General features: G+C 68.1%; 31 protein-coding genes and 1 pseudogene. 14 read left to right on the top strand and 18 right to left on the bottom strand.

Annotation, left to right across the window (positions count from 1 at the left end):
- Positions 1-11 precede the first annotated feature (11 nt).
- The 3 genes from ACFXN1_RS05990 to ACFXN1_RS05980 are packed head-to-tail and all read left to right on the top strand — an operon-like array spanning position 12 to position 3160.
- Complete coding sequence (locus ACFXN1_RS05990; protein ID WP_379463514.1) at positions 12-1142, top strand: AAA family ATPase; 1131 nt, start codon at positions 12-14, stop codon at positions 1140-1142.
- 16 nt (positions 1143-1158) lie between these two features.
- Positions 1159-2235 carry a class 1 fructose-bisphosphatase gene (locus ACFXN1_RS05985; RefSeq protein WP_354832763.1) on the top strand — a complete coding sequence of 359 codons (1077 nt, stop codon included), beginning with the start codon at positions 1159-1161 and terminating at the stop codon, positions 2233-2235.
- Positions 2236-2281: 46 nt separating this feature from the next.
- On the top strand, positions 2282-3160 hold the full coding sequence (locus tag ACFXN1_RS05980; protein WP_379381040.1) for a phosphoribulokinase: 879 nt from the start codon (positions 2282-2284) through the stop codon (positions 3158-3160).
- Positions 3161-3234: 74 nt separating this feature from the next.
- Here ACFXN1_RS05980 and ACFXN1_RS05975 read toward each other — a convergent pair whose 3' ends face one another.
- Both ACFXN1_RS05975 and ACFXN1_RS05970 read right to left on the bottom strand, forming a co-directional pair.
- Positions 3235-3822, bottom strand: a complete 588-nt coding sequence (locus ACFXN1_RS05975; protein WP_379396981.1) for an HdeD family acid-resistance protein — start codon at positions 3820-3822, stop codon at positions 3235-3237.
- A 71-nt stretch (positions 3823-3893) separates the two neighbouring features.
- The gene (locus ACFXN1_RS05970) at positions 3894-4565 is read right to left on the bottom strand and encodes a YoaK family protein (RefSeq protein WP_379441412.1); all 672 of its coding nucleotides are present in this window, start codon (positions 4563-4565) and stop codon (positions 3894-3896) included.
- A 186-nt stretch (positions 4566-4751) separates the two neighbouring features.
- Between ACFXN1_RS05970 and ACFXN1_RS05965 the strand changes: the two genes are divergently transcribed.
- The 3 genes from ACFXN1_RS05965 (at position 4752) to ACFXN1_RS05955 (ending at position 7280) form a co-directional block, all read left to right on the top strand.
- Positions 4752-5918, top strand: a complete 1167-nt coding sequence (locus ACFXN1_RS05965) for a thiolase family protein (RefSeq protein ID WP_379441405.1) — start codon at positions 4752-4754, stop codon at positions 5916-5918.
- A 245-nt stretch (positions 5919-6163) separates the two neighbouring features.
- Positions 6164-6514: a DNA glycosylase AlkZ-like family protein gene (locus ACFXN1_RS05960; RefSeq protein ID WP_379441404.1), complete on the top strand. Its 351-nt coding sequence runs from the start codon at positions 6164-6166 to the stop codon at positions 6512-6514.
- Entirely contained in the window at positions 6450-7280 is an 831-nt protein-coding gene (locus tag ACFXN1_RS05955; RefSeq protein ID WP_379441402.1) for a DNA glycosylase AlkZ-like family protein, read from the top strand. The genes ACFXN1_RS05960 and ACFXN1_RS05955 overlap by 65 nt, the downstream gene beginning before the upstream one ends.
- Before the next feature lie 14 nt (positions 7281-7294).
- Here ACFXN1_RS05955 and ACFXN1_RS05950 read toward each other — a convergent pair whose 3' ends face one another.
- Entirely contained in the window at positions 7295-7507 is a 213-nt protein-coding gene (locus tag ACFXN1_RS05950; protein WP_379441401.1) for a hypothetical protein, read from the bottom strand.
- Between the two features lie 233 nt (positions 7508-7740).
- Positions 7741-8217 carry a winged helix-turn-helix transcriptional regulator gene (locus ACFXN1_RS05945; protein ID WP_379441400.1) on the bottom strand — a complete coding sequence of 159 codons (477 nt, stop codon included), beginning with the start codon at positions 8215-8217 and terminating at the stop codon, positions 7741-7743.
- 100 nt (positions 8218-8317) lie between these two features.
- Here ACFXN1_RS05945 and ACFXN1_RS05940 point away from each other — a divergent pair, with 100 nt between their 5' ends.
- On the top strand, positions 8318-9718 hold the full coding sequence (locus ACFXN1_RS05940; RefSeq protein WP_379441398.1) for an MFS transporter: 1401 nt from the start codon (positions 8318-8320) through the stop codon (positions 9716-9718).
- 66 nt (positions 9719-9784) lie between these two features.
- Positions 9785-10927, top strand: coding sequence for a serine hydrolase domain-containing protein (locus ACFXN1_RS05935; protein WP_379441397.1), 1143 nt, complete (start codon positions 9785-9787; stop codon positions 10925-10927).
- A gap of 288 nt (positions 10928-11215) precedes the next feature.
- On the opposite strand, the gene ACFXN1_RS05930 is transcribed toward ACFXN1_RS05935, so the two are convergent.
- Complete coding sequence (locus tag ACFXN1_RS05930) at positions 11216-11743, bottom strand: NUDIX domain-containing protein (RefSeq protein ID WP_379441396.1); 528 nt, start codon at positions 11741-11743, stop codon at positions 11216-11218.
- Between the two features lie 191 nt (positions 11744-11934).
- Here ACFXN1_RS05930 and ACFXN1_RS05925 point away from each other — a divergent pair, with 191 nt between their 5' ends.
- On the top strand, positions 11935-12387 hold the full coding sequence (locus tag ACFXN1_RS05925; RefSeq protein WP_379441394.1) for an SRPBCC family protein: 453 nt from the start codon (positions 11935-11937) through the stop codon (positions 12385-12387).
- Between the two features lie 3 nt (positions 12388-12390).
- On the opposite strand, the gene ACFXN1_RS05920 is transcribed toward ACFXN1_RS05925, so the two are convergent.
- The 6 genes and pseudogenes from ACFXN1_RS05920 to ACFXN1_RS05895 form a co-directional block, all read right to left on the bottom strand.
- Positions 12391-12615, bottom strand: a complete 225-nt coding sequence (locus ACFXN1_RS05920) for a hypothetical protein (RefSeq protein WP_379441393.1) — start codon at positions 12613-12615, stop codon at positions 12391-12393.
- A gap of 35 nt (positions 12616-12650) precedes the next feature.
- The gene (locus ACFXN1_RS05915; RefSeq protein ID WP_379441392.1) at positions 12651-13457 is read right to left on the bottom strand and encodes an HNH endonuclease family protein; all 807 of its coding nucleotides are present in this window, start codon (positions 13455-13457) and stop codon (positions 12651-12653) included.
- Positions 13458-13732: 275 nt separating this feature from the next.
- Positions 13733-14239: pseudogene (locus ACFXN1_RS05910) on the bottom strand (sensor domain-containing protein); the annotation flags it as partial.
- A 139-nt stretch (positions 14240-14378) separates the two neighbouring features.
- Entirely contained in the window at positions 14379-15500 is a 1122-nt protein-coding gene (locus ACFXN1_RS05905; protein ID WP_354832725.1) for a nitronate monooxygenase family protein, read from the bottom strand.
- Between the two features lie 139 nt (positions 15501-15639).
- Positions 15640-16050 carry an NUDIX domain-containing protein gene (locus tag ACFXN1_RS05900; protein WP_379441390.1) on the bottom strand — a complete coding sequence of 137 codons (411 nt, stop codon included), beginning with the start codon at positions 16048-16050 and terminating at the stop codon, positions 15640-15642.
- Between the two features lie 19 nt (positions 16051-16069).
- The gene (locus ACFXN1_RS05895) at positions 16070-16447 is read right to left on the bottom strand and encodes an ArsR/SmtB family transcription factor (protein ID WP_379441389.1); all 378 of its coding nucleotides are present in this window, start codon (positions 16445-16447) and stop codon (positions 16070-16072) included.
- A 112-nt stretch (positions 16448-16559) separates the two neighbouring features.
- Here ACFXN1_RS05895 and ACFXN1_RS05890 point away from each other — a divergent pair, with 112 nt between their 5' ends.
- The gene (locus tag ACFXN1_RS05890; RefSeq protein WP_379441388.1) at positions 16560-17804 is read left to right on the top strand and encodes an MFS transporter; all 1245 of its coding nucleotides are present in this window, start codon (positions 16560-16562) and stop codon (positions 17802-17804) included.
- Between the two features lie 61 nt (positions 17805-17865).
- On the opposite strand, the gene ACFXN1_RS05885 is transcribed toward ACFXN1_RS05890, so the two are convergent.
- On the bottom strand, positions 17866-18435 hold the full coding sequence (locus ACFXN1_RS05885; RefSeq protein WP_379441386.1) for a TetR/AcrR family transcriptional regulator: 570 nt from the start codon (positions 18433-18435) through the stop codon (positions 17866-17868).
- Between the two features lie 39 nt (positions 18436-18474).
- On the opposite strand from ACFXN1_RS05885, the gene ACFXN1_RS05880 reads away from it, so the two are divergent.
- Positions 18475-19719, top strand: a complete 1245-nt coding sequence (locus tag ACFXN1_RS05880; protein ID WP_379463505.1) for a KasA/KasB family beta-ketoacyl-ACP synthase — start codon at positions 18475-18477, stop codon at positions 19717-19719.
- A 35-nt stretch (positions 19720-19754) separates the two neighbouring features.
- Here the strand turns inward: ACFXN1_RS05880 and ACFXN1_RS05875 are convergent, their stop codons facing one another.
- Positions 19755-20168 (bottom strand): hypothetical protein, encoded by a 414-nt coding sequence (locus tag ACFXN1_RS05875; protein WP_033091132.1) that lies wholly within the window; start codon positions 20166-20168, stop codon positions 19755-19757.
- Positions 20165-20446, bottom strand: coding sequence for a hypothetical protein (locus ACFXN1_RS05870; protein WP_354832698.1), 282 nt, complete (start codon positions 20444-20446; stop codon positions 20165-20167). The genes ACFXN1_RS05875 and ACFXN1_RS05870 overlap by 4 nt, the downstream gene beginning before the upstream one ends.
- A 213-nt stretch (positions 20447-20659) precedes the next feature.
- Between ACFXN1_RS05870 and mtnA the strand changes: the two genes are divergently transcribed.
- The 3 genes from mtnA to mtnC are packed head-to-tail and all read left to right on the top strand — an operon-like array spanning position 20660 to position 23613.
- Positions 20660-22321, top strand: coding sequence for an S-methyl-5-thioribose-1-phosphate isomerase (gene mtnA / locus ACFXN1_RS05865; protein WP_379441384.1), 1662 nt, complete (start codon positions 20660-20662; stop codon positions 22319-22321).
- 33 nt (positions 22322-22354) lie between these two features.
- Positions 22355-22933 (top strand): acireductone dioxygenase, encoded by a 579-nt coding sequence (locus ACFXN1_RS05860; RefSeq protein WP_379441382.1) that lies wholly within the window; start codon positions 22355-22357, stop codon positions 22931-22933.
- Positions 22930-23613: an acireductone synthase gene (mtnC, locus tag ACFXN1_RS05855; RefSeq protein ID WP_379441381.1), complete on the top strand. Its 684-nt coding sequence runs from the start codon at positions 22930-22932 to the stop codon at positions 23611-23613. Before ACFXN1_RS05860 ends, mtnC begins: the two co-directional genes overlap by 4 nt.
- A 77-nt stretch (positions 23614-23690) precedes the next feature.
- Here mtnC and ACFXN1_RS05850 read toward each other — a convergent pair whose 3' ends face one another.
- The 4 genes from ACFXN1_RS05850 to ACFXN1_RS05835 all read right to left on the bottom strand — a co-directional run.
- The gene (locus tag ACFXN1_RS05850) at positions 23691-24281 is read right to left on the bottom strand and encodes an ATP/GTP-binding protein (protein ID WP_379396932.1); all 591 of its coding nucleotides are present in this window, start codon (positions 24279-24281) and stop codon (positions 23691-23693) included.
- The gene (locus ACFXN1_RS05845) at positions 24262-24639 is read right to left on the bottom strand and encodes a DUF742 domain-containing protein (protein WP_354832682.1); all 378 of its coding nucleotides are present in this window, start codon (positions 24637-24639) and stop codon (positions 24262-24264) included. The genes ACFXN1_RS05850 and ACFXN1_RS05845 overlap by 20 nt, the downstream gene beginning before the upstream one ends.
- Positions 24636-25061 carry a roadblock/LC7 domain-containing protein gene (locus tag ACFXN1_RS05840; protein WP_040857697.1) on the bottom strand — a complete coding sequence of 142 codons (426 nt, stop codon included), beginning with the start codon at positions 25059-25061 and terminating at the stop codon, positions 24636-24638. Before ACFXN1_RS05840 ends, ACFXN1_RS05845 begins: the two co-directional genes overlap by 4 nt.
- On the bottom strand, positions 25039-26474 hold a 1436-nt coding region (locus tag ACFXN1_RS05835; protein ID WP_379463504.1), incomplete at its 5' end, for a sensor histidine kinase. The genes ACFXN1_RS05835 and ACFXN1_RS05840, both read right to left, overlap by 23 nt.

Raw genomic sequence — 26474 nt, 5'->3', positions numbered from 1 at the left:
GGGCCAAAGTTATGTCGGCGAAACAGCTTTCGAACCGGGGGGCCATCTGGAGCGCGAAACTCCCCGGGGCACAGGGCGACCGAAAACCTGAGCCCGCCCACCCGGCGGGCGGGTTCCAGATGCATCGGCCCGGGGTCACGAGCCCCGCACCGGTGCGCGGTACGGCCGCCGATGGTCCTCCCCGACCGGAGGATTCGGCGGCCGACCACCTGCACCGCCCCGCTTCCGACCCACCGGAGATGCTGGCCGACGACGCCCTGCTGGATCTGTCGACGGATGTCGCGGGCAAGGACGTCGAGGACACTCTCGCCCGCCTCGACGCGGAACTGGTGGGTCTGGCGAACGTCAAACGCCGCGTGCGGGAAATTGCGGCATTGCTGCTGATCGATCGCGCCCGTCAGCGTTTCGGGCTCCAGGCTACCCGCCCGACCATGCACATGAGCTTCACCGGCGGGCCCGGCACCGGGAAAACGACGGTCGCCCTGCGCATGGCCGAGATGCTGCACGCCCTCGGGTACATCCGGAAACCCAAGGTGCACACCGTCACCCGCGATGACCTGGTCGGCCAGTTCATCGGTCACACCGCGCCCAAGACCAAGGAGGCCCTCGCCAAGGCCGCCGGGGGAGTGCTGTTCATCGACGAGGCCTACTACCTGTTCCGCCCCGAGAACGAGCGCGACTACGGGCAGGAGGTCATCGAGATCCTGCTGCAGGAGATGGAGAACGAACGCACCAGCCTGGTGGTCATTTTCGCCGGCTATCCGGACCGCATGGAGACCTTCTTCTCCGCCAATCCCGGCCTGTCCTCCCGGGTGGCCCACCACATCGAGTTCCCCGACTACACCCACGACGAGCTCATGGCCATCGCCGAACTGATGGTGCGCCAGGAGAACTTCCGCTTCGATCCGGAAGCCGCGCAGGCCTTCTCGCGCTATCTGAAGCTGCGCATGGCCCGCCCCCGTTTCGCCAATGCGCGCAGCGTGCGCAATGCCCTCGAGCGCTGCCGGCTGCGGCAGGCCAAACGCCTGGTCGAACTGCACCGGCCGGTCGGTCGCACGGATCTGATCACCCTTACGGACAGCGATGTCCTCGGCAGCAGTGTGTTCGCGGACGCCCTCGCCGACGAGGGGGCCCCTCCATGACGAATTGAGAGCGATTGTGCCCGAAGGATTGAAGACCCTCACCCGCTACACCATCGAGCAGGAGCACCGGCATCCCGGATCGTCCGGGGAGTTCTCGGCGCTGCTGAACGTGCTCGCCACCGCAACCAAGATCATCGGGAATCAAGTGACCCGGGGAGCGATCGTCGGCTCCCTGGGCGCGTCCGATGCCGAGAATCTGCCGGTCACCGTGCACCGGAAGATGGACGCGATCGCCAACGACATCATGGTGGCCGAGAGCCAGTGGACCGGGCCGCTGGCGGCGTTGGTGTCGGAGCAGATGCGCGAATGCCATCAGGTGCCGACCGAGTACCGGCGCGGGAAGTATCTGCTGGCCTTCGATCCGCTGGACGGATCCAGCAATATCGACGTGAATCTGCCGGTGGGAACGATCTTCAGCGTGCTGCGCGCTCCGGAGGACGGGCGCGAGGCGGCCGGCACCGACTTCCTCCAGCCGGGCGTCCAGCAGGTGTGCGCCGGCTTCACGCTGTACGGGCCCGCGACCATGCTGGTGCTCACCACCGGCAACGGGGTGGACGGGTTCACGCTGGACCGCGAGGTGGGCGCGTTCGTGCTCACCCATCCCCGTATGCGAATCCCCGACGACACTTCCGGTTTCGCGATCAATGCCGCCAATGAGCGGTTCTGGGAACGCCCCGTCCGCCGCTACGTCCACGAATGCCTCGAAGGCGTGGACGGCCCGCGCGGACGGGACTTCAATATGCGCTGGGTCGCCTCGCTGGTGGCCGACACCTTTCACATCCTGACCCGCGGCGGGCTCTACATGTATCCGCGCGATACCCGCAATCCCGAACGCCCGGGCCGGGTTTCGCTGCTGTACGGGGCCAATCCGATCGCCTTCATCGTCGAACAGGCCGGGGGTGCGGCCAGCACCGGGCACGAACGGGTGCTGGATGTGCGGCCCGAGGAGCTGCACCAGCGGATCCCGTTCATCTTCGGCTCCCGCAACGAGGTCGAACGGATCGAGCGCTATCACCGCGAACCGGAGGAGGGGCCCAGTTTCGACGCCTCGCTCTTCGGTTCCCGCTCCCTGTTCCGCGCGTCCCGGCACTGAGCTGCCGGGTGTGTGAAAGCTGTTGTCCGGCAATCGAGGAGGTGCCATGTCGGTCAAACATCCCGTGGTCGCGATCACCGGGTCGTCCGGTGCGGGGACGACCAGCGTCACGCGAACCTTCCAGGAGATATTCCGCCGCGAGGGAATCAGCGCGGCCATCGTGGAAGGGGATTCGTTCCATCGCTACGACCGCAACGAGATGAAGCTGGCCATGGCAGAGGCCGAACAGCATCGCAACCTGACCTTCTCGCATTTCGGGCCGGAGGCGAACCTGCTCACCGAACTGGAGTCACTGTTCCGCGAGTACGGGGAGACCGGTGTGGGCGCGGTGCGGCGCTACCTGCACGATGACGACGAAGCCAAACCCTTCGGACAGCCGGCGGGCACGTTCACGCCGTGGGAGGAGCTCTCGCCGGGCAGCGATCTGCTGTTCTACGAGGGCCTGCACGGGGCGGCGGTCGGCGACGGCGTCGATGTGGCCCGCTATGCCGATCTGCTGGTGGGCGTGGTTCCCATCATCAATCTGGAGTGGATTCAGAAGGTGCACCGCGACAAGACCGAACGCGGCTACTCCAGCGAGGCCATCATCGACACCATTCTGCGGCGCATGCCCGACTACGTGAAGCACATCTGCCCGCAGTTCTCGCGGACCTACGTGAACTTCCAGCGGGTGCCCACGGTGGACACCTCGAATCCCTTCACCGCCCGGACCATTCCGACCGCGGACGAGAGTTTCGTGGTGATCCGCTTCGCCGATCCGAAGGTCATCGACTTCCCGTATCTGCTGTCCATGCTGCACGATTCGTTCATGTCGCGGCCCAACAGCATCGTGGTGCCGGGCGGGAAGATGGACCTGGCTATGCAGCTCATCTTCACGCCGCTGATCCTGCGGCTGATGGACAAGCGGCCCAAGCGGCTGCGCTGAACCGGGTTGTGCGGCACGAGAAACGGCGGCCGCCCGGGGAGGGCGACCGCCGTGGGTTACACGGATCGAAGCGGTCAGACGGCGGTGGGCACATCCTTGGCGCGGCTCTTCACCAGGAAGGCCGAGACCACCTCGAAGACGCCGATGGCGATCAGCCAGCAGCCGACCACCACGACCAGGGCCGTGATCGAGCGGAACGGCTCCACGATCAGCAGACCACCACCGACGATGAGCAGGATGCCGAACAGGATCTGCCAGCCCCGGCCCGGGACGGCTGCATCGGACATCGCGGCCACCAGCACCGCGGTGCCACGGAAGATCCAGGTAATGCCGATCCACAGCGCCAGCAGGCCGATGGCCTGGAACTCGTTGCGGAAGCAGAAGAAGCCCAGAATGAACGACAGGATGGCGGTAATGAAGGACAGCACCCGCATCCAGGTGCTGATGTGCACTCCGAAAGCCGCGATCAGCTGGAAAACACCGGATACAAGCAGGTAGATGCCGAACAGGACACCGGCGACGACCAGGGTGGGTCCGGGCCACACCAGCACCAGGATGCCCAGCACCACCGAGAGAAGGCCGGTGACCAGGATCGACTGCCACGCGCTGCGGGCCAGTGCATGGACCGGCCCTTCGTAAACTCCCTCTTTGCTGGTTGTCATATTCAGCAGAATATGACCAGTTCGGGCCGTTTGCGATTAATTAGCCAAGTGTTGCGCGGCTGTGACATGACTCAATCGCCGTCGGCGCTCAGGCGCGCGATGCGCCGCATCCAGCGAATGTCGGCCCGCCAGGTGTATCCGGCGACCAGTAGCGAACCGACGACCGCGGCATTGAGCATCGAGGAACCGTTCACCACCAGCGACACCAGGCCACCGATGAGCGCGCCCGCGCTGAACGAAACATATTGCGTCGCATAGCCGAGCCAGTCACGGACAGTGCCGCCGCCGAAGACGTGCCGCTCGATGCCCTGCGCGAGTTTCACCAAGGTGCCGGTGACGTAGCTGACCGGAATGGAGACCTCGCCGTTCTTGACGAAGGAGGTGTTGAGCGCGCCCATGCCGAAGGCGACGAACAGGATCGGGACCAGGCCGATACCACGCTCGCCGAGCACGGCGTCCACGATGGCCGCGAGCAGCAGCGCGCCGGTGGTGAGCATGGTCGCGCCGTGCGGGTGGTTGGTCCACCAGTACCGGCGGCAGATCGAGGCAATGAAGACGCCGGCCAGGAAGCAGACGATGATCGCGGCCGCGCCGCCGGCCAGGGCCGGGTCGCCGGCGAAGTTGCCGAGAATCGTGCGTTCCGTATTGCCGGTCATGAAGGTGACGAAATAGCCCTCCGAGTGGGTGTACGCGGCCGCGCCGATGAATCCCGCCAGCATGGACAGCACCGCGGACAGCCGCATCTCGAGATCCCAGAAGGGCTTCTGGGGTTGCTTGCCGGTCGCAGTCACAGCAACAGGCTAGCAATCCGCGGGATGTCGGCCCGGAGGGGCAAATTCGCGCCGGTGACGCCGCGCTGCCGGTGCGGTACAGTGCGTATGTTAACCGGAATTCGCAACTGGAATGTCCAGTGGGAACAAGGAGAAGTCATGACCTCCGCCGTCATCGTCGACGCTGTCCGCACCCCCTCCGGGAAGGGGAAAACCGGTGGCGGCCTGTCGGAACTGCATCCGGCGACACTGCTGTCGGGCGTGCTGGAAAGCCTGGTCGAGCGCACCGGGATCGATCCCGCGCTGGTCGATGATGTGATCGGCGGTTGCGTCACCCAGAGTGGCGAGCAGGCCTTCAATATCTCCCGCACCGCGGTGCTGGCGGCCGGCTTCCCGGAAGCGGTGCCCGCCACGACGGTGGACCGGCAGTGCGGATCCTCACAGCAGGCCGCCCATTTCGCGGCGCAGGGTGTCATCGCGGGGGCCTACGACATCGCCATCGCCTGCGGCGTGGAATCCATGTCGCGGGTGCCGATGTTCTCCAACACCCAGGGCCGCGACGCCAATCGCGGGCCCATCGCGCACCGGTACCCGGACGGGCTTGTGCAGCAGGGCATTTCCGCCGAGGTGATCTCCGCGCGCTGGAAGTTCGACCGGACCGCGCTCGACGAATTCGCGGCGCGCTCGCACCAATTGGCCGCCGCCACCGCGGCATCCGGAGGCTTCGACAACGAACTGGTCCCGGCGGGATCGCTCACGGCCGACGAGACCATCCGCCCCAGCACCACCGTCGCGGGCTTGGCCGGGCTGAAGCCGGCCTTCGTGGACGCCGAATTCAAGGCCCGGTTCCCGGAAATCGAATGGTCCATCACCCCCGGCAACTCCTCGCCCCTCACCGACGGCGCGTCGGCGGCGCTCATCATGAGTGAGGAGAAGGCCGCCCAGCTCGGCCTGACGCCGCGCGCCCGCTTCCACTCCTTCGCCGTCACCGGTGACGATCCGCTGCTCATGCTCACCGCTGTCATCCCGGCCACCCGCAAGGTGCTGGCGCGAGCGGGACTGTCCATCAACGACATCGACGTCTACGAGGTGAACGAGGCGTTCGCACCCGTGCCGCTGGTCTGGGCGCACGAGCTCGGCGCCGACCCGGCCAAGCTCAACCCGCGCGGCGGCGCCATCGCCCTGGGTCACCCGCTCGGCGCCTCGGGCACCCGCATCCTCACCACCATGCTCAACCACCTCGAACAGACCGGCGGCCGCTACGGCCTCATGACCATGTGCGAGGCGGGTGGCCTGGCCAACGCCACCATCATCGAACGCCTCTGAGACCCACGCCCGAATCGGCGCCTCAGGCCTGTTGTCGCCGCCGGCCGAACGGCAGTGTCGAGGACGACGTAGACCGCTCAGTTGCGATCGCCCGAGCGGTTCCCATGCGTCGTGTCCACGGGACGCCTCGGAGGATGTTGTGCCGGAAGGGCGGCGGCGCAGCGGAGATGGCCGATCGTGTCGGGGGTCGGCCGTAAGCTGGGGCCGTCGTGCGGCTGGCGTGCGGAGCGGGTGCGGGAGGCGCAGTGCGGGTTTCGTGGGATCAGGTGTTCAGCTGGCGGGTCCAGCGGCAGTTCGTGGATCCGCGGACGAAGAGCGATGCCGTGGCCGTGGTCGAGCGGCTGTGCGGGGTGCAGGCGCAGGTGACCTCGGCGGCGGAAACCGCTGTGGCGCTGCGGCGTTCGGCGGGTGAGCCCGGTGTGGTGGTGGCGGCGCTGGGGGAGGGTGCGCTGATGAAGACATGGGCGATGCGTGGCACGCTGCACGCTGCACGCGCTCACGCCGGAGCAGGGGGCCGCGGCGTTGTCGCTCATGGGGTCGGCACGTACGTGGGAGAAGCCCGCGTGGACCAGGGCGTCCGGGGCGACACCGGATGATGTGGCGGCGCTGGTCAAGGCGGTCGGCGACATTCTCGACGGGCGCGTGCTGACTCGCGACGAGCTGGTCGCGGAGCTGATCGCCGAGCGGCGATTCCAGCCGCTCGAGGACCACCTGCGCTCCGGCTGGGGTTCGATGCTGAAGCCCCTGGCCTGGCAGGGCGCACTGTGCCACGGCCCGTCCCGCGGCACGTCGGTCACCTTCACCAATCCCGCGCACGTCATCCCGGGCTGGTCCGGCATCCCCGACCCGGATGCCGCCGCGCCCACCATCATCCGCGCCTACCTCGGCGCCTACGGTCCCGCCACCCCGGAGATCTTCAATACCTGGCTGACTCGCGGCTTCCTGAGCAAACCGACTGTGCGCCGCTGGTTCTCGGACCTCGGCAACGAGCTGACGGAGATCGACGTCGAGGGCCGCCGCGGCTACTTCCTCACAGCCCACCTCGACGAACTCGCCAGGACCGAACCAACTTCCGCGGTCCACCTCCTCGGCCAGTTCGACCAGTACGTCCTGGGCCCCGGCACCGGCGACACCGTCCTCCTCCCCGGCGACCACCGCGCCAAGGTCAGTCGCACCGCAGGCTGGATCTCCCCGCTCGTCCTGACCGGCGGCCGGATCACCGGAACCTGGGACCTCGACAAGGGCGACCTGACCATCTCCATGTTCGACGGCGCACCCGTCCCCACCGCCCAGCTCACCGCCGAGCTACCCCGCATCGCCAAGGCCACCGGCCAGCCCGTCACAACAGTCCGCGCTGCCTGACGCAGATCGCCCGGTCACCGCCGGTTCCGTGACCGCAGCGGGACCCACCCCACAAACCAGAACAGGGCTGCCGATGCCACTGTCAGCACCGCGAACAGCTGGCCCCAATGCTCCACATGGTCGAAGTTGACGATGTAGCTGACCAAACTGGCAAGGCACAACCCGCCCGTGATGGCCAACGCGACCAGAAACCGCCAGGTCCATCGCGCTCCACGCAGGTCCGACATCGCGAGATCCCCCCGAATCCGTTGTGCGCGAGCCCCTTCGGCCCACACATGACACGGAATTCTACGCTTCGGACCGGCCCGGAGCGCCTGCGTCTCGCACCGCACCGAACGTCGCGGACCTACTCGCCGACAATCGTGACCGGCAGCATCCGGTCGGCGACGCGATGTACGACGACACCACAGGATGGCCCGAAGGATTCACGCCCTGACTGCTGTCGAGTGGGTTTTGTCCGTCAGTTGCTGCCAGGCAGCAGGGACGGGTCGTGAGCGCCTGGGCCCAATTGAGGGCGTAGGTCCTTGACGGTCAGCTGATCGCCGCATTCCGAGCAGACGGGCTGGACGGTCATGACGTGGCCGCAGGATTTGTGGACGGATTCGATCGGGGGGCCGTCGGGGGCGGCCCATTCGTCGCCCCATTGGCGCATGGCGGCCAGGATCGTCCACAGGGAGCGGCCCTTGTCGGTGAGCAGGTAGTCGTAGCGGACCGGGTTGTCCTGATAGGGGGTCTTGTCCAGGATGCCTTGGGCGACAAGGTGTTCCAGGCGCTGGGTGAGGACATTGCGGGCGATGCCGAGGCGGGAGCGGAAGTCGTCGAAGCGGGTGATGCCGAAGAGGGCGTCACGGACGATGAGCAGGGTCCACCATTCGCCCACCACCTCCAGGCACTGGGCGATGGAGCAGTTCATGTCCTCGAAGCTGGTTCGCCGCATGACCCCAGCATAGTCGGTTGCTTGAAGAGACTTACTCGCCTATGGTCCGTCTCATGAAAAAACTCACTCGGGCCGACGGCCGGACGTATGGGGGAGAACAATGAGCACCGTTGTCGTGCAGGAGGAACGGCGGGTCGATCCGCGGGTGGTGCTCGGGATCGTCGCGGTGGCGGTGCTGCTGTCCAGCCTGGACCTGTTCATCGTCAATGTGGCGCTGCCGCGGATCGCCCAGGATTTCTCGGGAGCCCGGATCGCGGGACTGTCGTGGGTGCTCAACGCGTATTCCATCGTGTTCGCGGCGCTGCTGGTTCCCGCCGGGAGGCTGGGTGACCGCAACGGGAACAAGACCGCGTTCCTGACGGGGCTGGGCGTCTTCGTGCTGGGGTCGGCGCTGTGTGCGGTGGCGTGGAATACCGGTGCGCTGGTGGCCTTCCGTGTCCTGCAGGCAGCGGGCGCGGCGTTGCTGACACCATCCTCACTGGGCCTGCTGCTGGCCGCGACACCGGCCGAGCGCCGGGCGACGGCGGTGCGGCTGTGGGTGGCGTTCGGTGGTCTGGGTGCGGCGCTGGGGCCGGTGATCGGCGGACTGCTGGTCGAACTGCATTGGCGCTGGGTGTTCCTGGTGAACGTGCCGCTGGGGATCATCGCGCTGGTGCTGGGAGCGCGGCTGTTGCCACGGCCGAGCGGTACGGGCGGATCGATGCCGGACGGGGTCGGCGCGCTCATGTTGATCGGGTCGGTGGCGTCGCTGATTCTGGCCGTCATCAAGGGCGAGGATTGGGGGTGGGGGTCGCCCGGTGTCATCGGCGCGTTCGTGGCGACCGCCGTGTTCGCGGTGGTATTCCTGGTCTCGTCGCGTCGCCATCACAGTCCCGTCGTCGATCCGGGGCTGCTGCGCGTGCCGAATTTCGCTCTCATGCTCGGCAATTCACTGCTGTTCAATATCGCGTTCGCGGGGATGCTGCTGTCGGCGGTGCTGTGGATGCAGAACGTGTGGGGGTGGTCGGCCTTGCAGACCGGGCTGGGGATCGCGCCCGGGCCGCTGATCGTGCCGCTGGTGGCGGTGTCGGCGGGCCGGCTGATCGCCCGGATCGGTGTCGGGCCGGTGCTCGCGCTCGGCGGGGTGGCGTTCGCGGCCGGAATCGTCTGGTGGGCGCAGGCGATCACGCTGCGGCCGGACTATCCGGCCGGGCTGCTCGGCGGCATGCTGGTGACCGGTCTGGGCGTCGGCCTGACCATGCCGACCAGTGTGGCGGCGGGGACGGCGGGGCTGCCGCCGCAGCAGTTCGCGACGGGGTCGGCGGTGCTGAGCATGGCGCGACAGCTCGGAATGGCGGTGGGTGTGGCCGTTCTGGTGGCGGTGCTCGGCACGCCCGCCGGCGCGCAGGCGACCCTCGACGCCTTCCAGCACGGTTGGTACGTGATCGCCGGCGCTTCGGTGGCCGCGGGGGCGCTGGGCCTGGCAGCGCGAATGCCGAAGGCCGCATCGGTATCCGGGTAGATTCTCAGGGACGGACTCAGGGGTTGCCCGGATGTCCCGGTCCGCCGCCGCCCCTACCGTCGAGATATGCGAATCGGGCTGACGGTGACAGTGCTGGCGCTGGTGGGGGCCGCGGGATGCGGGAGTATGACCACCTCGGCGCCGCAGTCGGTCTCCACCACCCCGATGGCGGTGTCGCCCAAGCGGGTCGAGCGGATTCGCGACGACATCGACGGGCTGGTGCGGGCCGGGACCACCGGGGTGATCGCGACCCTCACCGAGAACGGGCAGACCATCACCCTCACCGCCGGGGTCGGCGACCGTACCAGCCGGGCGCCGATTCCGATGGCACCGCCGCAGCAGGTGCGGGTCGGCAGCATCTCCAAAACCTTTGCAGCGGCACTCATCATGCAATTGGTGTCGGAAGGGAAAGTGCGGCTCGACGAACCCGTCGACGCCTATCTGCCCGGGCTCCTCAGGGGCAATGGCGTGGACGGGCGCGTGATCACGGTGCGCCAGATCCTCCAGCACCGCAGTGGACTGCCGGAACTCTCCGACGACCCCGAACTCGACGAGGTGCGCGCCGCGGCCGGGGGCCGCACCTTCACTCCCGCCGAGGAGATCGCGATCGCGCTCCGCCGCCCCGCGCAGTTCGCGCCGGGGGAGCGGTTCAAGTACACCAATACCAATTTCATCGTCGCGGGGATGCTGGTCGAAAAGGTGACGGGCAGAACATATTCCGAAGAGCTAGCGGGCCGAATCACCATCCCGAACCAGCTCGCCGACACCTACCTGCCCGGTCCGGGCGAGACCGGCTTCCGCGGCCCGCACCCGCAGGGCTACACCCTCGTCGGCGGCGTCCCGACCGACGTCACCCGCTCCGAGCCGTCGGTGGGGTGGTCGGCAGGCGGACTGATCTCCACCGGCAACGACCTGAACCGCTTCTTCATGGCCCTGCTCGCCGGGAAGATCGTCGCCGACGCGCAGCTGCACGACATGCTGACAACCACACCCCGTTCCCCCGATAGCCCCCTCGACTACGGCCTCGGCATCGGCGCGATCCAACTTCCCTGCGGCGCACAATACTTCGGCCACGTCGGCGAAATCGCCGGCTACCTCACCATTTCCGGCGCCACCCGAGAGAGCCGCGCGGTGACCATCGCGATGAACGACTCCCCGGACACCGACCCGGACATCACCGGCCTGCTCGGCGACGCCCTGTGTCCCTAGCCGTCACAACTGCCCCGATAGTCATCAGCTGGGCATGGCATCCGAGCATCCCCAGGGTTCCGGGATCCGGCGCGTACGGTTACCTTGCCCTGACGTCCGGTCTATCTGATCGTCTATCTGGACTCGAATCTCTACGTGAAGATGATCCAGGAGTACCGGCTCGATTGGGCCGCGCGGACCTATCGGCTCGCGGAAACCCATGAAGACGCATTGCTGTTGGAGAGCCCTTATTCGGCAGTCGTTCCATTCAGTCGATTGGATGGTTGACGGGCGCTGCGGTTCTCGGGGTCAGCGTGGGTGAAGTTCGGCGGCCAGTTCGAGTAGTTCGGGGACGTGGGGGCCGTCGGTGGCTGCCAGGTGGATGGCCTCGGCGAGGGGGAAGGCGCGGACTTCCAGGATTTGTTCTGCGTCATCGGGGTTGGTGGGGCGGCCGGTGAGGGTGACGTCGGCGGTGCACCAGAGCCAGGCTTTGTGGGGGTGGGGTTGCCAGGGACGGTAGGGGGTGGGGCGGTCGGTGGTGGCGTAGTGGGCGCCGAAGTGGTGGAAGGGGCCGGACAGTTCGGCGCCGGCCTCCTCGGCAAGTTCGCGGATTACGCAGGACTCGATGGATTCTCCGGCCTCGCGGGTGCCGCCGGGGAGGATCCAGCGGTTCCGGTCGTCGCGGCAGAGGACGATGCGGTCGGCGAGGAAGCAGACGACGTGGATGTTGGTGACCAGGTGGTCCGGTGGGAGGTCGGTGGAGAACTGGACGTCGAGGCCGCCCCACTCCCACCGGGCGGGGGTGTGGAGGACGGGGTAGCGGTCGGCGAGGGTCATGGTTCGACGGTACTGGGGGACGGGCGTAGTCGCTGGGGGCCGTAGGTGATTGTGCGGAGCAGGAATTCGATGGGGCCGCAGCGGTGATGGCACGATCGCGTCCCGGATCACTCGTGAGGGTGAGAGGGTCATCGCTGCGCGGAGTGACGGCCCGCCCCACCGTCTAGAACTGGTTTCAGTATTGTTCCCCTATGGCCTTCGTCATCGACAAAAGCGTGGAGATCGACGCGCCCGCCGAGCTGGTCTGGCAGGTGCTCACCGAGGTGGACAAGTACGGGGAATGGAATCCCTTCTGCCTGGAGTGCAAGACCACTCTCGAACCGGGGTCGCCGATCGATATGAAGGTGCGGCTGGTCGGGCCGAAGCCCAAGCAGCAGCGCGAGTTCATCCGTTCCCACACACCGGGTAAGGAATTCAGCTACAACATGAAGCCCGCGCCGCTGGGCCTGCTCACCAGCGAGCGCTCGCACACCCTGACCCCGCTGGCGGACGGCCGCACCCGCTACTTCTCGCACTTCCAGCTCAACGGGCCGCTGGCCCCGGTGGTCGCCGGCCTGCTGGGCGGCGCGCTGACCACCGGGTTCGAGGGCATGACCGACGCCGTCAAGACGCGGGCCGAGGCCCTGAAAGCCGTGCGCGACTAGCGCTCACGCCTCGAACGGCAGCACATTGCCGGCGGCGTCGCGGTCACCGCTCTCGTTCTCGATGGCGGTGGCCAGATCCTGCACGCTGGTCCAGCTGCGTGGTTCCTCGTCCTCGAGATTGCCGATGGTGTACCAGGTGGCGGTGCCGCGATAGCGCACCAGCCCGTGGCCCGAATAATCCAGCGCCACATCGAGATCCCCGGAGACCGTTCCCTCTTCCCGGGTCATGACGGCTGCCTCGCTGCGGATTTCGACGACGGCGACTATGTGAACTCTCCCTTGCTGACACAGTCCTTCACCGCGGTCTGCAGTGCGGTCTGCTCCTTGGCATCGACGTTCAATCCGTACTTTACTTTCACCTGGATGTAGTGCCCGATATAGGCGCACCGGAAAGTCCCGGGCGGCAGATAACTGGACGGATCCTGGTCGCCCTTGGAGCGGTTGGCGGTGGGATCGGAAATCACCAGGTTCAGCGCGTCATTGGCGATATGGCGACGGGTGTCGTCGTCGAGGTTCGCAGCACCCGAACGCCACGCCTCGGCCAGCGCCACGATGTGGTCGATGTCCAGGGCCGACGAATCGGTGGTCCACTTGTAGGGCTTGAGGGCATTGGTCTTCTTGTCCATGACGCCGTACTGGTCGCGCCAGCCGCCATTGGTGCCGACGCTCAGTTTGCAGCTGCTCGGATCCAGCTTCACCGGCCCGGTCGCGTCGCGTAGTAGCACCACGTCTCGGGTGGTGCAGCGACTGTATTGCGCGAAGGCGTCACCGAATCCGTGTTCGGGCTTGTCGGTGTCCCAGTGCGGGAATCGGTCGCGGGAGTAACCGGTCATCGGCAGTTCGTCGGCCACCTTCAGTTTGCCCAGCAGACTGCTGATCTCCTTGGCCGATCCAGCCGGCTGAGCGCCGCGATCCGGAATCGGCGGGCCGCTCGCGTCCGGTTTATCGGTGCCGACATGCTTTTCGAGGACGGCGGCCACGATGGCCAGCACGATCACGAACAGCAGCGACACCGCCGCTTTCAAGGCGCGGCGCAGGGTGGGGGAGGAACGGATCTTCGACCATGTCACCGCGCATCACCGCCCGCGGCGGCCGGGGACAGGGGCTTCGACAGGCGTGACGGCTTCGTGTGCAACATATCCCGCAAACCTTGGCAATCAGCGACCCGAAACGGCAAGCCGCACGAGGGTTTCGGAGACCGGTGTCACACCGCACCCCGAGAATCGGCGTCCGGAACCGGACTCGTGGCGCACCCGCCGCAATTCCATACTGAGTCGCCCCGAGATCGGAAACAATGACGGTGCAAGGATTTCCGCTCGGCTTCCGGCGCGTTGACAGTGTCGCGCTAGATCTGATGCCACCAGGCTATGAAGAACACCACGCCGCCCGCGCACAGCGCGATGGCCACCGGTACCGGCCACCACGGCCCGCTGCGGCCCAGCAACCGCTGGGCGAGACGCTGTTCGAGCCTTCCGAACCCAGCGATGAGCAGTACCCACAGGGGGAGCGGCAGCGCGCCCCCGGCGAAATGCACCGCCCACGCGCCGGCCAATGTCGGCCCGCCCCAGGAATGTTCGAAATCGTGCGCTGCCACCAGGGGATAGAAGATGCCGCGCACCGCGGCCAGCACCATCAGAAACGCCGCGAACCAGGCGACCAGTCCGACCGCGACCGCCAGCACCGTGTGCCCGGCGGTCCGCCACGGTCCCGGTTCCCGCAGCTCGAACGGCGCCCGGAACACTCGCCGCACCACCCGGGCCCGAACCCCCGTGGGCGCGAAGGCAACCGGCACCGAGAGCAGCGCGTAGTACGCAGCCCGCAGCACCCGCTCGACCTTCCCCATGGGGACAACCCTAGCGCCGGCCGATGCTCCGAGCCGGCAGCCCGCGACCTGGTGCCGCGCGCCCGCCGGAGACGCGTCGGCGCGCCGGGCAGCCCCTACCCGACGCGCCGAATCGCCTGAGCATCAGGCGGTGTCGATATCCTGAGAATCAGGCGTTGTTGAGCTTGTTCAGCCGCTCGCAGGACTCCAGGTACTCGGTGATGAGCCGCTGCACCACGTCGGCGGAGCGCTCCATCTTGTTCATCATGCCGACGACCTGGCCGACCGGATTGAAGTTCACGTCCTTGGCCTGCTCCGGATACCGGTGCCCGCGCTTGACGCCGTCGAGAGCGACCATCATCTGCAGCGGCATGCCCAGCGGCTTCGGATTTTCCGGCTGCTCCCAGGCCTCGGTCCAGTCGTTCTTGAGCATGCGGCAGGGCTTGCCGGTCCACGAGCGCGAGCGCACGGTATCGGAGCTGGTGGCGTCGATGTAGGTCTGCATCTGGGCGGGCGGCACATTGGCCTCCTCGACGGTCAGCCACAGCGAGCCGGTCCACGCGCCCGCCGCGCCCATGGCGAGGGCGGCCGCGACCTGGCGGCCATTGCCGATACCACCGGCCGCGAGCGCCGGCATGTCGCCGATGGCGTCGATGACCTGCGGCCACAGCACCATGGAGGCGATCTCACCGCAGTGGCCGCCGCCCTCGGTGCCCTGCATGACCACGAAGTCCAGCCCGGCGTTCTTGTGGTTGAGCGCGTGCTTGACCGAACCGCACAGCGCGCCGATGAGGCGGCCGGAGTCCTGGATCTGCTTGATCACGTCATCGGGCGGGGTGCCCAGCGCGTTGGCGACCAGCTTGGCCTTGGGGTGCTTCAGGATCACCTCGATCTGCGGAGCGACCGTGGTGGCGGTCCAGCCCAGCAGCTGGTTGTGGTGCTCCTCCGGCGGCAGGTGCGGCACGCCGTGGTCGTTGAGGATCTTCTCGGCGAAGTCGCGGTGCTCCTGCGGAACCAGCTTGGCCAGTTGGGCTTCCAGCTCCTCGGGGCTCAGGCCCTCGACGCCCTTGCCCTCGTACTTGGAGGGGATGACCAGGTCCACGCCGTAGACGCCCTGTACGTGCTCGTCGAGCCACTGCAGCTCGACCTCGAGCTGTTCGGCGGTGAACCCGACCGCGCCGAGCACACCCAGACCGCCCGCATTGCTGACCGCGGCGGCCACGTCCCGGCAGTGGGTGAAGGCGAAGATGGGTACGTCGATGCCGAGGCGATCACAGATCTCGGTACGCATGGTGTGGTGGGCTCCTCTGAACTTTCCGGCACTGGAAATGTTGTGCCCACCACACTAGAACATGTTCTACATTCGGACCAGCCTCTCGATGCCTACCCGAAGGTCACTGTCAACAACATGTTCTAGTTGCCCGGAACGGTCAGCCGTGTGCGAGCAGGCCGTCGGCCTGCAGATCGTCGAAAAGGAGCTGGTCCACGGGCGGGACATGCGGCCGATCGGCGTAGGTGAACCAGGCGAGCTCGTCGATCTCACTACTGGCCGCGAGCGTGCCGGAGTACTCGGCGGTGTAGCAGGCCATGCGCACGACGGCGTCGGGAATCAGGGCCTCGTAGGTGCCGACGTGGGCGACGGTGTCCGGCGCGAGTTCGACCGTGAGCTCCTCGCGGATCTCGCGGACGAGGGTTTGCAGATCGGTTTCCGCGCCCTCGCGTTTGCCGCCGGGGATAAAGAAGACGTTCTTGCCGCGCGGCCGCGCGCACAATATGTGACCGTCCTCGATTCGCACCCAGGCCACGGTGTCGATCAGCCGCTGCTCCCGCTCCGTCTGCATGGGCGCAGCCTAGCGGGCGTCAGTCCGCGGGCTCCCAGGCGGCGACGAGGTCGAGCAGGCCGGGGAAGCGGTCTTCGAGGTCGTCGATGCGGACCTGGCTGCGGCGTTCGAGGCCGTACTGGCGCTGGCGGGTGATGCCGGCTTCGCGCAGCGCCTTGAAGTGGTGCGTCAGTGACGATTTCGGGCGGTCGATGCCGAACCAGCCGCAGGAGTGGTCGTAGGCCTCGGATTCGAGCAGCAGCTTCTGGACGATGTGCAGCCGCAGCGGGTCACTGAGCGCGCCCATGACGGTCTCGAGTCGCAGCTCGTCGAGTCCGGGTTCCGGCAACGGATCCGGCACGACGGCCGGTTCCGCGGGGAGCGTGAACTTCGGCGCGGGGCGCTGCTCGGCCGGCATCGACGAACTCCTCACTATCGGCGCTTGTACGACTTTGATCGTACAGCATGCTATGTTCGACTTCGTTCGTACTAGTTCGAGTCGATTCGAACTGTGAGTGGAGGTAGTGGAAGTGGTTGCGACACAATCTCGTCCGGCACAGACCGCGGAGCCGATCGATCTCGGAATCGCATCTCGCGTCGCCCCGACGTGGTGGATCTGGCTCGCGGCGTGGCCGGTGACCGCGGTCTTCGTGCTCTCGAACGCGGCAACGCCGCTGTATGTGCTGTGGCAGCGCGACTTCGGGTTCTCCAAGGGCACGATGACCGTGGTCTTCGCGTTCTACATCGTCGGTTTGCTCGGATCGCTGCTGGTGTCCGGCGTCGCCTCGGACCGGCTCGGCCGCAAGGCCGTATTGATCCCGGCGCTGATCCTCGCGGCGGCCGCGTGTCTGATCTTCGCCACCGCGCCGAATGTGATCGCGCTGATGATCGCTCGCCTGCTGACCGGTATCGCGGTGGGCGCTGCGGTGTCGGCGGGCATGGCCGCCGTGACCGATGTCGCCGGACCTGAGCGCAAGCACCTGGGCGCGCTCTTCGCCTCGACGGCGATGGTGCTGGGCGCGGGCGTCGGCCCGCTGCTGTCCGGTGTCCTGTCCGAGACCGTCCCGGCCCCGACCGTCACCGTCTTCCTGGTCGAGATCGCGCTGCTGGCAACCGCTTTCGTGACGGTACTGCGGATGCCCGTCGGCCGTCCGGCGCACCGGGGTGCGGGTTCATGGATCCGGGTGCCCCGGGTGCCCCACGCGAACCGCCGCCAGCTCTTCCTCGGCATCGCGGTGTTCGCGCCCGGAATCACGGCCACATCCTTCGTGCTGTCCCTGGGCCCGGCCCTGCTGTCCGGCCTGCTCGGCACGACGAGCCGAATCGTCGCCGGCGCCATGGCCTTCGCGATGTTCTTCACCGCCACCGCCGTCCAGTTCGCCGCCCGATCCCTGCCGCGCCCGGCGACGATGGCGATCTCCGCCACCGCGACCGCTCTCGCGATGCTCACCCTCGTGATCGCCGTCCACACCCAGTCACCGACCTCCCTGATCGCCTCGGCGCTGCTCGCCGGGGCGGGCCAGGGCTTGGGCCAGCTGGGTGGGCTCTCCCTGCTCAACCATGCCGTCCCGGTCGCTCGCTTGGCAGAAGCCAATGCGGCGTTCAATATCGGCGGCTACATCCCCGCCGGTCTGCTGCCCGTCAGCGCCGGGTACCTGAGCGACATCGTCGGCCTCTCGACCGGCGCGACGACCTTCGCACTGACCCTGCTGGCGCTGTCGGTGCTGGCCATCGGCGCAATCCTGCGCAATCGCCCTGCCCTCACTCCGGCCTGACCCGCCGGCATGCCTTGGCGCAGCACCCTTTCCGGTATGTGCGCCAAGGCATGTTCGCTGTTCACGAGGGCGTGGGGATGGCCTGGGCTATGAGGAGGTTCACGGCGCGGTGGACCCGGGTGGTGTCGCCCGTGACCCACCAGTCCTGGATCAGGCCGCGCATACCCGAGACCAGCAGGGTGGCCGAGGCCTCGGGGTCGGGGATGGTGGGGTCGATTCGGCCGAGGGACCGGGTCATTGCGGTGATGAGCACCAGGATGGCGTCGGTCGCGTAGGCCTTGAAGGGGCTGTTGGGGACGGTGGCCGCTCCGAGAACCTGAAGCAGCACCGGGAGGCTGGTCGCGAACTGGCCTGCGGTGTTGATCACGAAGGACGCCGAGAGTCGCTCGCGGAGCACCTCCGCGGAGTCGATGCCCGAGAACAGCGCGGCGATATCGGGCCGCTGGGTTTCCAAGGCGGCGACCAGCATTGCCTCTTTCGTTCCGAAGTAGTGGATCAGCATGCGGGAGCTGGTGCCCAGGTATTCCGCCAGCGGGCGCAGGGAGAGTTCGGCCAGGCCGTGCTCGGCGATGTAGGCGATGACGCCTTCGAGGAGCTGAGCGCGGCGGGCGTGGTCGAGTGGGCGGGGCACGGGTTGACTGTAGCGGGTGGTACAGGTATCCATGTCAGCATGAGTGTAACGACTGGTACAGAAACTCGCCGGGGCGTCGTGGTGACGGCAATGGCGGCAACCACCTGCCTGGGGGCAGACCTCGACGCCACCTGGTCGCGACTGCTGGTGGGGGACAGCGGGATCGGCACGCTCACAGACGATTTCGTCACCGACAACGACCTGCCGGTGCGGATCGGCGGGCGGCTGGTCGCGCAGCCGGGGGAGCAGTTGACCCGGATCGAGCAGCGGCGGATGTCGTTCGTGCAGCAGCTGGCACTGGTACTGAGCCGGCAGGTCTGGCGGGAGGCGGGGACGCCGAACGTCGAGGCGGAACGGCTGGCGGTCGCCGTGGGCACCGGGCTCGGCGGGGGCGAGGCACTGGTCAATGCCGTGGACCTGATGAAGGCCGGGGGCTACCGGAAGGTGCCGCCCATGACGGTGCCCATGGTCATGCCCAACGGTTCGGCGGCCACCGTCGGATTGGAGATCGGCGCGAAAGGCGGTGTGTACGCGCCGGTTTCGGCCTGCGCCTCGGGCGCGGAGGCCATTGCGCACGGCTGGCGGCTGATCGCCACCGGTGAGGCCGACGTGGTCGTGGCAGGCGGCGTCGAGGGACACATCGACGCGGTGCCGATCGCCAGTTTCGCCATGATGCGGGCCATGAGCACCCGCAATGACGAACCCGAGCGCGCCTCACGGCCTTTCGACAGGGACCGGGACGGGTTCGTGTTCGGCGAGGCGGGCGCGCTGCTGGTGCTGGAGTCGGAAGCGCATGCGCGGGCGCGGGGTGCACGGATGCTCGGCCGGGTGCTCGGCGCGGGCATCACCTCGGACGGCTACCACATCACCGGCACCGCGCCCGACGGTGACGGCGCCGCCCGCGCCATGCGCAAGGCCCTCACCACGGCCGGCCTGACCGGCGCGGACATCGACCACGTCAATGCCCACGCCACCGGCACCCAGATCGGCGATGCCTCCGAGGCGAAGGCGATCATGACGGTCGCGCCGCATGCCTCGGTGTACGCACCCAAATCGGCCCTCGGCCACTCCATCGGCGCGGTCGGCGCCCTCGAGGCCATGCTCACCCTGCGCACGCTCAACGAGCAGATCGTCCCGCCCACACTGAATTTCGAGACCCCGGACCCGGATACCGAGCTGGATGTGGTGGCCGACAAGCCGCGCCATCAGGAGCTCCGGTACGCGCTGAGCAACTCCTTCGGCTTCGGCGGCCACAATGTCACCCTCGCGCTGGGACGCGCCTGACCGATAGCCCTTGGGCCGCAGCCGGATCCGAAAGCTCAGGGCAACTTGTCCGTCTGGACACGCGGGTCCAGCTTGCGCAGCGTATCGGGGCGGTCGGTCAGGCACGGCCAATCCCGGCTCACCGCTTCGAGAGTCGCATGCCCAGCCGGAATGAGTGCGTCGGCGTCGGGGCGATCGGCGAGGGTGTCGCCCAGATGATCACTGGCCGGGCGGTCGAGGGGCTGGATGACGGTGTTCGGCAGATCCAGCAGCACCGAGAGGATGTCCAGGCGGCCGGGTGGAATCAGCGCGCGGGCCGCGGCGAGAGCGGTGGCCGGGACGATGATGGTGTGGCCCGCGTCCGCGGTCGCCCACACCACCGATTGCACGTATGCCACGCGATGCGCCCAGGCGGTCAGCGCTGCGGTGTCGAACACGACACCGCCCAGCGTCGGGGCGGCGGGGGTCATGCCGCGCCGGCGTGATCGCCGGGATCCTCCTTGTCCGATAAGGGCGGCAACCCCTGCACGGCACGGGCACGGTTGATCAGATCCAGCGGCGGGCGGCCGCCGAGCGCGTTCTCCAGGCGGGCCAGCGATTCGGCCCGATCGACCCGGGCCTTCACGGATTCGGCGACGAACGCGGAAATCGAGGCGATGCGGCCGGTGCTGCGCCAATCGTCGAGGGTGGCAGCGATCTCCTCCGGCATCGTCACGGTGATCTTGCGGGTACGACGCGGTCTCGCCATACCGCGATGGTAGAGCGGTATGGCGCGCGGACGCGAGCTGACATCACCGAAAGACGCACTACCCGTTCCCGGGGCATCCCGCACGAAAACCGGCCATTCGGATTGCGCTGATCCGAAACCTGCCGGTCAGGCGCGGATCCGAGTTCGATACGGTGGAGTGTGCCCACGGCCGTGGGCGTCGCCGCAATTCTCCAGTCAAGAGGACAGAACTAGATGGATCAGAGTTCGATCGCGTGGGCCGACGGTGCGCTCGTCACCATCGACCAGCGGGCGTTGCCGCACGAGGTGCGGGAGCTTCGGATCACGACGGTCGACGAGGTCATCGATGCGATCAAGACTCTGGCCGTGCGCGGGGCGCCGGCGATCGGCGTGTGCGGCGCGTTCGGTGTGGTGATCGCGGCCCGTGCCGCCACCACCGATGGCGTGGTCGAGGCCGGGCAGGTCGAGGCCGAGGCCGCGCGGATCGCGGACGCCCGGCCGACAGCGGTGAATCTGGCCTGGGGTGTGCAGCGCACGCTGGCCAAGCTTCCCGAGGGATTGCAGGCCATGCTCGACGAAGCCCTCGACATGCTGGCCGAGGACGGGCGGGTGAATCTGGCCGCCGCCACCGCGGCCGCCGATCTGATCCAGCGCCTGTGCGCGGACCGCCCGCTGCGGCTGCTCACCCACTGCAACACCGGCCGCCTGGCCACCACGGCATGGGGGACCGCCATCGGCGCGCTGCGGGTGCTGCATCAGCGGGGCGCGCTCGCCGAGGTGATCGTGGACGAGACCCGCCCGCTGCTGCAGGGCGCGCGCCTGACCGCGTGGGAGATGGCCGAAGCCGGTATCCCGCACCGGCTCACCATCGATTCCGCCGCCGCGTGGGCCATGGCCACCGAGCAGGTGGACGCCGTGGTCGTGGGCGCGGACCGGATCACCGCCGACGGGTCGGTCGCCAACAAGATCGGCACCTACATGGTGGCCATCGCGGCGCAGCACCACGGCATTCCGTTCATCGTGGTCGCACCCGAATCGACGCGGGACATCTCGACTGCGAAGGGCTCCGACATCGTGGTGGAGCAGCGCGCCGCGACCGAGGTGACCGGATTCGGCGGCGTCGCAACGGCTCCCGAGGGCACGAAGACGTTCAACCCGGCCTTCGACGTCACTCCGGCCGAGCTGGTGACCGCGGTGGTGACCGAGTTCGGGGTGCTCGAGGACCCGGCGGCCGCGCGGACTTCCGCGTCGGCGCTGACCACCCCGAAGTCGGCGGCGGGCGCGGAGATCGCGGAGATCGCGCGCGGCCTGTACGCCAGCGGCTGGATGCCCGGCACGGCCGGCAATATCTCGGTGCGCCAGGGCGATACGGCCCTCGTCACCGCCAGCGGGTTGTCGAAGGGCGAGCTCACCGCCTTCGACATGGTGACCGTCGCCGTGGTCGACTCCAAGCCCGTCGACGCTTCCGGCCGCAAGCCCTCGGCGGAGACCACCATCCACACCGCCGTCTACCGCACCCGCGGTGCCGACGCGGTGGTGCACGTGCACCCGCCGCACGCCACGGCCGTCTCGATCACGACGGCCGGATCAGGCGTCACCACAGCGCGTTTCGCCGGCTACGAGCTCATCAAGGGCCTCGGTTCGGCCCGCCCGGATGTCATCGACATCCCCGTGTTCCCGAACCACGCCGATGTTCCGCAGATCGGCGCGGATATCGAGAAGTACCTGACCGAGCATCCGGAGGCCCCGCCGGTGCTGTTCATCGCCGGGCACGGCATCACCGCCTGGGGTTCGAGCCTGGCACAGGCGCGCGATCGCGCGGAGTGCCTCGAGGCCATGTGTCAGCTGACCGCCTTGACCGGACACCGCGAGATTCCGGTGGGCGACCATGTATGAACTGAATACTGCGTTCCGAGAAAGGAACCTCCTATGACTCTGTTGCAGATCATGTCCGACAAGGACGCCGGTGATGTCGTGCTGCGCACCGACGATGACGCGGTGATCGCCGCCGAGCTGGCCGAGCGCGGCATCACCTTCGAGCGCTGGCCGCTGCTGGAGGGTTTCAGCGCCGCCACCACCACCGAGCAGCTGCTGGCCGAATACCAGGGCCGCATCGACGAATTGAATGCCGACGGCCGCTACAAGTTCATCGACGTGGCGCGCATCCACCCCGACGACAGCGATCCGGAGTGGCCCGACAAGGCGGTCGCCGCCCGCACCAAGTTCCTCGACGAGCACCGCCACGCCGAGGACGAGGTCCGCTTCTTCGCGGCCGGCGCGGGCTGCTTCTATCTGCACCTGGGCGACGAGGTGCTGGCCACCGTGTGCACCGCGGGCGATCTGGTCTCGGTGCCGGCCGGCACCCTGCACTGGTTCGACATGGGCACCCGACCGGAGTTCGTGGCCGTGCGCTTCTTCGAGGAGGAGGACGGCTGGATCGGCGATTTCACCGGCGACAAGATCTCGTCCGGCTTCCCGACCCTCGACGAACTGCTGGCCCCGGCATGATCAAGGCGGTCGTGCTCGATATCGAGGGAACCACCAGCCCGACCAGTTCGGTGCGGGAGGACCTCTACGGCTACACCCGCGACCGGCTCCCGGCCTGGCTGGCCGAGAACACCGGCGGCGCAGCGGATCCCATCCTCGAGGCCACCCGCGCCCAGGCGAACCGCCCCGGCGCCGACGCCGCCGAGGTGGCCCGGATCCTCATCGAGTGGCTCGATACCGACGTGAAGTCCGAGCCGCTCAAGGCCGCCCAGGGCATCATCTGCGCCGAGGGCTTCCGCAACGGGTCCCTGCACGGCGAGTTCTTCCCCGACGTGCCGCCGGTGCTGCGCGCCTGGCGCGACGCCGGTCTGGAGCTCTACATCTACTCCTCGGGTTCGGTTCGCAATCAGAAGGATTGGTTCGCGTTCGCCCGGGGCGGCGATCTGTCCCCGCTGATCAGCGGGCACTTCGACCTGTCCACCGCGGGCCCGAAGCGCGAAGCCTCCTCCTACGAGAAGATCGCGAGCGCCATCGGCGTCCCTGCCGACCAGATCCTGTTCCTGTCCGACCACCCCGACGAGGTCGACGCCGCCGTGGCGGCCGGCTGGCAGGCCATCGGTGTCACCCGCCGGGGCGAGCCGAACAGCCCGCGCGGCTCGCACCGCTGGATCGGCGACTTCGCCGACGTCGTGCCCAACTGACCTGCCGCACACGCGAATACGAGGCGAGCCCGTCCGGATTTCTCCGGGCGGGCTCGCCTCGTATTCCGGGACAGCTGTCAGTGCACGCCGGCGGTGGCAGCCCGGTCGATGAGGTACTCGACCAGCGTCATCAGCACGTTCTTGCACGAGCCGCGGTCGCGGGCGTCGCACAGCAGTACCGGGATTCGCTCGTCCAGGTCGAGCGCGTCGCGGACCTCGGACGGGGTGTACAGGGGCGCGCCCTCGAAACAGTTGACGGCCACCGTGAAAGCGACGCCGCGGCGTTCGAAGAAGTCGATCGCCGCGAACGAGCCCTCCAGGCGGCGGGTGTCGGCCAGCACGACCGCGCCCAGCGCCCCGCGGGCCAGTTCGTCCCACAGGAACCAGAAGCGGTCCTGGCCGGGCGTGCCGAACAGGTAGAGCACCAGGTTCTGGTCGATGGTGATACGACCGAAGTCCAGCGCCACCGTGGTGGTGGTCTTGCCCTCGACGCCGCGCAGATCGTCGACGCCGGCGGACAATTCGGTAATGAGTTCCTCGGTGCGGAGCGGAGTGATCTCACTGATCGCCCCCACCATCGTTGTCTTGCCCACGCCGAAGCCGCCCGCGATGAGGATTTTCACCGAGGCGGCCATGGGCTGGGCGGTATCAGAGTTTTCGAATGCCATCGAGTACCGCTCGCAGAATGTTGAGGTCACCGGGCGCGGCCTCGGGGGAGGCCGGGGCCCGGAAGTTGAGGATGTTGTCTGAAATCAGGTCCCCCACCAGGATTTTGGTCACCGCCAGCGGCAGCCGCAGGGCGGCCGAGACCTCGGCCACCGACAGCGGCAGCCGGCACAACCGGACGATTTCCGCGTACTCCGGTTCGACACGACGCAGCGGTGGGGCGGCATTGGGGACCACCACCACCGTGAGCATGTCCAGATCGTGTCCCGCACCCATGGTTCGGCCACCGGTCCGTGCGTAGGGGCGCACGAGCGGACCGGCCGCGTCATCGAACCACTGTTCCCCCGGCCCCGGCCTCATGACAGTCGGGGGTTGCCTTGTCCGGCCAGATTGTGGCGCGGGGTGGTGGACAGGTAGTTGCCTACGCGCTGCACGGTCAGGTTCATCTCGTAGGCGACCATGCCGAGGTTGGCTTGTTCGGTGGCCTGTAGCGCGAGGCAGGCGTGGCTGCCGGCGGCGGTCACGAACAGCACCGCGCGCTCGAGTTCGATGACCGCCTGGCGGACGCCGCCGCCGTCGAATCTGCCTCCGGCGCTGCGCGCCAGGCCGTAGAGGGTGGAGGACATGGCACCGAAGTGCTCCGCGTCCTCGCGGCTCATGGCGGAGGAGCGGCCCAGCAGCAGCCCGTCGGTGGAGTGCACCACCGCGTGACGGACGCCTGCGAGCCGGTCGACCAGATCATCGAGTAGCCAGTTGAGATCACCAGCGTTTGAGGTGGTCACCGTCGCCTTCCTGTCGTTCCGACTGTGTGCCTTCGAAGAAGGCCTGGGACTCAGGCCCGAACGAACCGGGGTCGGCCTGGCGGCCCTGCCTCGTTCCGTTTTCGATGGCGGAGAAAAGGTCTCGGGCCTGCTCGGCCGTGCGGGTGGCCTGGACCGTCGACTCGGGGGCCGACTGCTCCTGCGCCAATTCCGGTGCGAGACTTGCCTGCCGGCGCCTACGCGGGAGCGCGGGCCGGGCGTCGGAGCCAGTGTAATGGGAGCGCCCGAATTCGCGAGACCGGAAGCCGTTTTCCACCGGCGGGACGGGTTCGGCCGGCGGATTCGGGTTCGGCCGCGGGTTGGTCGGCGGGTCGAACGGCGTTGCGGCTCCGAAGGACATGACCGGCGGCACCAGCGAGCCGGTGGACGGCCCGAACGGCTCCGGTTTGGGCGCGAACGGGGCCACCGGCGCGCTGGGCGCGACGGGCGGTTCCGGTGCGGCCGGGGGTGTGTAGGCCTCGTAGCCGACGATGGGCAGCTCGTAGCTCGAGATCATCGACGGGGGAACCGCCGGCGCCGCGGGGAGCTGCGGCAGCGCGGCCACCGCCAGCGAGGCCGCGGACGGCTCGGCGGCATCCAGCTGCCGCGGCACGACCGGGATCTCGCCGGTGCGGCCCGAGGGCTGCACGACCACGCTGTTGGGCACCAGCACGATGGCCCGCACGCCGCCGTAGTCGGATTCGGTGAGCCGCACCGAGATCCCGTTGCGGGCCGCCAGCTGGGCGACCACGAAGCGGCCGAGGCGGAAGTCGTCGGGCAGCATGGCGACACCGAAATCGGGTGCGTTGCGCAGGATCTCGTTGATCCGCGCCAGCTCCTCCTCGGGCATGCCCATGCCCTGGTCGATCACCTCGATGGCGACGCCCTTGCCGACCACGTTGCCGCGCACCTCGACCTGCGACTGCGGCGGCGAGAAGTGGGCGGCATTGTCGACGAGTTCGGCGAGCAGGTGCACGAGGTCGGCGACCGCGCTGCCCGCGATGGACACGTCGGGCAGCCGCGCGATCTTGACACGGGTGTAGTCGAGGGTCTCGCCGACGGCCGAGCGCACGATCTCGAGCAGCTGCACGGGATTACGCCACTGCCGGCCGGGCTGACCGCCCGCGAGAATGATGAGGTTCTCGGCGTTGCGGCGTTCGCGGGTGGCCAGGTGGTCGAGGCGGAAGTAGATGTCGAGCAGCGCCGGATCCTCCTGCGACGACTCCGCGGCGTCGAGGATCTCCAGCTGGCGGTGCACGATGACCTGGCTGCGGTGGGCGATATTGAGGAACATCGCCTTGACGCCCTCACGGGTGCGGGCCTCGGTGACGGCGGCGGTCACGGCGGCGGAGTGGGCGTGGGTGAACGCCTTTGCCACCTGGCCGATCTCGTCGT

Source organism: Nocardia sp. NPDC059154 (genome assembly GCF_042755705.1).
Taxonomy (GTDB): Bacteria; Actinomycetota; Actinomycetes; order Mycobacteriales; family Mycobacteriaceae; genus Nocardia.
The sequence above is the reverse complement of the archived record's forward strand: the minus strand, read 5'-3'. Positions and strand labels throughout refer to the sequence as shown.

Bases quoted from the DNA above. Each gene is read 5' to 3' on its own strand.
- ACFXN1_RS05990 (WP_379463514.1), top strand. From the start codon at position 12: ATGTCGGCGAAACAGCTTTCGAACCGGGGGGCCATCTGGAGCGCGAAA.
- ACFXN1_RS05980 (WP_379381040.1), top strand. From the start codon at position 2,282: ATGTCGGTCAAACATCCCGTGGTCGCGATCACCGGGTCGTCCGGTGCG.
- ACFXN1_RS05975 (WP_379396981.1), bottom strand. From the start codon at position 3,822: ATGACAACCAGCAAAGAGGGAGTTTACGAAGGGCCGGTCCATGCACTG.
- ACFXN1_RS05970 (WP_379441412.1), bottom strand. From the start codon at position 4,565: ATGCGGCTGTCCGCGGTGCTGTCCATGCTGGCGGGATTCATCGGCGCG.
- ACFXN1_RS05965 (WP_379441405.1), top strand. From the start codon at position 4,752: ATGACCTCCGCCGTCATCGTCGACGCTGTCCGCACCCCCTCCGGGAAG.
- ACFXN1_RS05955 (WP_379441402.1), top strand. From the start codon at position 6,450: ATGGGGTCGGCACGTACGTGGGAGAAGCCCGCGTGGACCAGGGCGTCC.
- ACFXN1_RS05950 (WP_379441401.1), bottom strand. From the start codon at position 7,507: ATGTCGGACCTGCGTGGAGCGCGATGGACCTGGCGGTTTCTGGTCGCG.
- ACFXN1_RS05945 (WP_379441400.1), bottom strand. From the start codon at position 8,217: ATGCGGCGAACCAGCTTCGAGGACATGAACTGCTCCATCGCCCAGTGC.
- ACFXN1_RS05940 (WP_379441398.1), top strand. From the start codon at position 8,318: ATGAGCACCGTTGTCGTGCAGGAGGAACGGCGGGTCGATCCGCGGGTG.
- ACFXN1_RS05935 (WP_379441397.1), top strand. From the start codon at position 9,785: ATGCGAATCGGGCTGACGGTGACAGTGCTGGCGCTGGTGGGGGCCGCG.
- ACFXN1_RS05930 (WP_379441396.1), bottom strand. From the start codon at position 11,743: ATGACCCTCGCCGACCGCTACCCCGTCCTCCACACCCCCGCCCGGTGG.
- ACFXN1_RS05925 (WP_379441394.1), top strand. From the start codon at position 11,935: ATGGCCTTCGTCATCGACAAAAGCGTGGAGATCGACGCGCCCGCCGAG.
- ACFXN1_RS05920 (WP_379441393.1), bottom strand. From the start codon at position 12,615: ATGACCCGGGAAGAGGGAACGGTCTCCGGGGATCTCGATGTGGCGCTG.
- ACFXN1_RS05905 (WP_354832725.1), bottom strand. From the start codon at position 15,500: ATGCGTACCGAGATCTGTGATCGCCTCGGCATCGACGTACCCATCTTC.
- ACFXN1_RS05900 (WP_379441390.1), bottom strand. From the start codon at position 16,050: ATGCAGACGGAGCGGGAGCAGCGGCTGATCGACACCGTGGCCTGGGTG.
- ACFXN1_RS05895 (WP_379441389.1), bottom strand. From the start codon at position 16,447: ATGCCGGCCGAGCAGCGCCCCGCGCCGAAGTTCACGCTCCCCGCGGAA.
- ACFXN1_RS05880 (WP_379463505.1), top strand. From the start codon at position 18,475: ATGAGTGTAACGACTGGTACAGAAACTCGCCGGGGCGTCGTGGTGACG.
- ACFXN1_RS05875 (WP_033091132.1), bottom strand. From the start codon at position 20,168: ATGACCCCCGCCGCCCCGACGCTGGGCGGTGTCGTGTTCGACACCGCA.
- ACFXN1_RS05870 (WP_354832698.1), bottom strand. From the start codon at position 20,446: ATGGCGAGACCGCGTCGTACCCGCAAGATCACCGTGACGATGCCGGAG.
- mtnA (WP_379441384.1), top strand. From the start codon at position 20,660: ATGGATCAGAGTTCGATCGCGTGGGCCGACGGTGCGCTCGTCACCATC.
- ACFXN1_RS05860 (WP_379441382.1), top strand. From the start codon at position 22,355: ATGACTCTGTTGCAGATCATGTCCGACAAGGACGCCGGTGATGTCGTG.
- mtnC (WP_379441381.1), top strand. From the start codon at position 22,930: ATGATCAAGGCGGTCGTGCTCGATATCGAGGGAACCACCAGCCCGACC.
- ACFXN1_RS05850 (WP_379396932.1), bottom strand. From the start codon at position 24,281: ATGGCATTCGAAAACTCTGATACCGCCCAGCCCATGGCCGCCTCGGTG.
- ACFXN1_RS05845 (WP_354832682.1), bottom strand. From the start codon at position 24,639: ATGAGGCCGGGGCCGGGGGAACAGTGGTTCGATGACGCGGCCGGTCCG.